At 65.8% G+C, this 2,227-nt stretch carries 2 protein-coding genes; both read right to left on the reverse strand.

Features of this window, described 5'->3' with window-relative positions:
- Nucleotides 1-348: 348 nt before the first annotated feature.
- Entirely contained in the window at nt 349-1,503 is a 1,155-nt protein-coding gene (locus ACIN94_RS32750; protein ID WP_400714911.1) for a hypothetical protein, read from the reverse strand.
- A complete protein-coding gene (locus tag ACIN94_RS32755) occupies nt 1,500-2,012 on the reverse strand; it encodes a SigE family RNA polymerase sigma factor (RefSeq protein WP_012890248.1) in 513 nt (170 codons plus the stop codon). Before ACIN94_RS32755 ends, ACIN94_RS32750 begins: the two co-directional genes overlap by 4 nt.
- Between the last annotated feature and the right edge of the window lie 215 nt (nt 2,013-2,227).

The following is a 2,227-nucleotide window of genomic DNA, read 5'->3' on the forward strand; positions in this document are numbered from 1 at the left end:
ACCTTGGGTTCCGGCGAACCCAAGGGTGCACAACCTCCCAGACCACCCCAACAGCCTGGGCTCGACCCTTGGGTTCCCGGGAACTCTGGGGTTTCTAAGGGTCCCGGTAGTAATCGCGGAATATCCAACGGATATGCCCCTGACCTGCTCTGATGTGAGGGCGCCGCAGGACTGGTGTGTCCGTTGGTAGATGCGGTGGGCCGGGCCGAGGATGCCGCTGACCTTGCCCGAGGGCTCCACGTCGACGCCGGTCAGCGATATCCGTTGGATTTTCGCCGATTACTCAGGACCCCTCTGTGCCGTGTCCTTCTGCATGGCGTGCCACCTGCTCAGCCGCTGAGAGGCTTGTCAAAAGGCGGCTGGGACCCCGGGGATGACCAGGTGCATCACGTTCTGGGGATGGTAGACGGCGAGCTGCCTCACTTGGCCGGTCTCCACGTTCACCGCGTAGGTAATCTGACGGTTCTCATTCCAACGGTCCGACGGGAGGGCGGCGAGCGTGACCTCGGCCACGCTCAGCCAGACGCCGGGGGTGAGCGTGGGGCTGCCCTTCGGCAGGCCGCGCATGGTCACCGTCTTCTTGACTTTGCCGGTCCTGGCATCGAGCACGGTGATCGTGTCGTCATGCGAGTCCAGGGACTGGCCACGCCGCAGCGCGGCCACTGCGGCGCCGTTGGGGGCAAGCGCGCTGAAGCGTGTGTAGGTCTCGTCCACCGTGATGGGTGAACCGCCCCCTGCCAGAGGCATCACCCAGATCCCTGGCTTCTCCCCGTACCTCCCGTACCGGGCCAAGGTCACGGTCGTGCCGTCGATGCTCCTGAGATCCCACCCGACGGGCAGGGGCGTCGTGGTTCTCGCTCGCATATCGATGAGCAGGCCGTCCTCCTTTCTCGACGGATAGCCGGTGAAAGCGAGGTACCGTCCGTCGTCGGAGAGCTCCAGGTGCGCGTTGCCGCCCAGCTCCGCTTCGGCTATGGCGACGGGGGCGGTTTGCTCGGTGCCGCTCGCCAGGTCTCGTACTTTGAACGTCTTGGCAGACTGGTTGTAGTAGGCGATGATGCGCCCGTCGCGGCTGATCGCCAGGGGGTAGAACTTCGGTCCGCTTTTCGTGCTCAGTGTGCCCAGTGCCTGCGGCAGGTGGTACGTCTCGCCGGAGAGGGCAACCACGCGCCACTTGCCGTTCCTGCAGTCGGGCGGGATGGGGCCACTGATGAGGCAGAAGGTCCGGTAGGCGTGGCTGAGCGGCCCGACACCCCGGCTGGGCAGATCGGCGATCTTACCGGTCTGCACCGCGACCACGGCTTTGTCGGCCATCAACGGCCCGGTGCCGGGAAATACGTCCAGTACGACGCCGGCGAGCACCGCCAGCCCGATCACGGCAGCCGACCCGGCGGCCATACGGGTCTTCCGCCTGCGCCGGCTGCTCGTGATCGCCCAGTCGGCCAGGTTGAGGGTCGGGGCGTCGGCCGCCGCATTGTCCAACGCCTCGCGCAGCCTGCTCATCGGCGCACCTCCTCGATCTCGGCGAACAACTGGGACAGCTCGGGCGCGAGCGTGCGCAGGCGGCCGAGCGCGTGGTGGGTCTGGCTCTTGACCGTGCCGAGCGAACAGCCGAGGATCTCAGCGGTCTCCCGCTCGCTGAGATCCTCGTAGAAGCGCAGGACGATCACAGCGCGCTGCCGGGGCGTCAACCTGGCAAGCGCCTGACGCAAGATGATGCGATCGATCGTGGCGTCGTCGTGAGCGTGCCCGCGCTCTGGCGGGTCGGTGTTGGGCGACTCCAACTGTTTGCGCCGCCGCCAGGAGATGTACTGGTTGATCATGGCCTTGCGCGTGTACGCCTCGGGGGTGCCGTGCCGCACCAGTCTGGGCCAATGGTTGGCGACCTTGAGCAGGACGCTCTGCAACAGGTCCTCGGCTAGGTGTGCGTCTCCCGTGAGCAGGTACGCACTCCGTGTCAGCGCCTGCTGACGGGCGAGCACGAACTCGCGAAAGCCGTCATAACGATTCAAGATAGATGATCTCCTCTCATCGGTTCTCACGCCCGCGAGAGGCAGAAAGGTTGGAACTCTGGCCCAGAGAGAAGCGCTGGCGACTCCTAAAGCGTTCCCGCGCGGCCGACTGCCCCCCACGTAAGGAATAACCCCACAGTTCCCTGAGCCCTCCATCGTCGCCATAGCTCCAGGACCTGGGCGTTCTCCGTACAGCGCACGTCGCTCTGGCGGTT

The sequence above is a fragment of the Streptosporangium sp. NPDC087985 genome (assembly GCF_044741965.1).
Lineage (GTDB): Bacteria > Actinomycetota > Actinomycetes > Streptosporangiales > Streptosporangiaceae > Streptosporangium.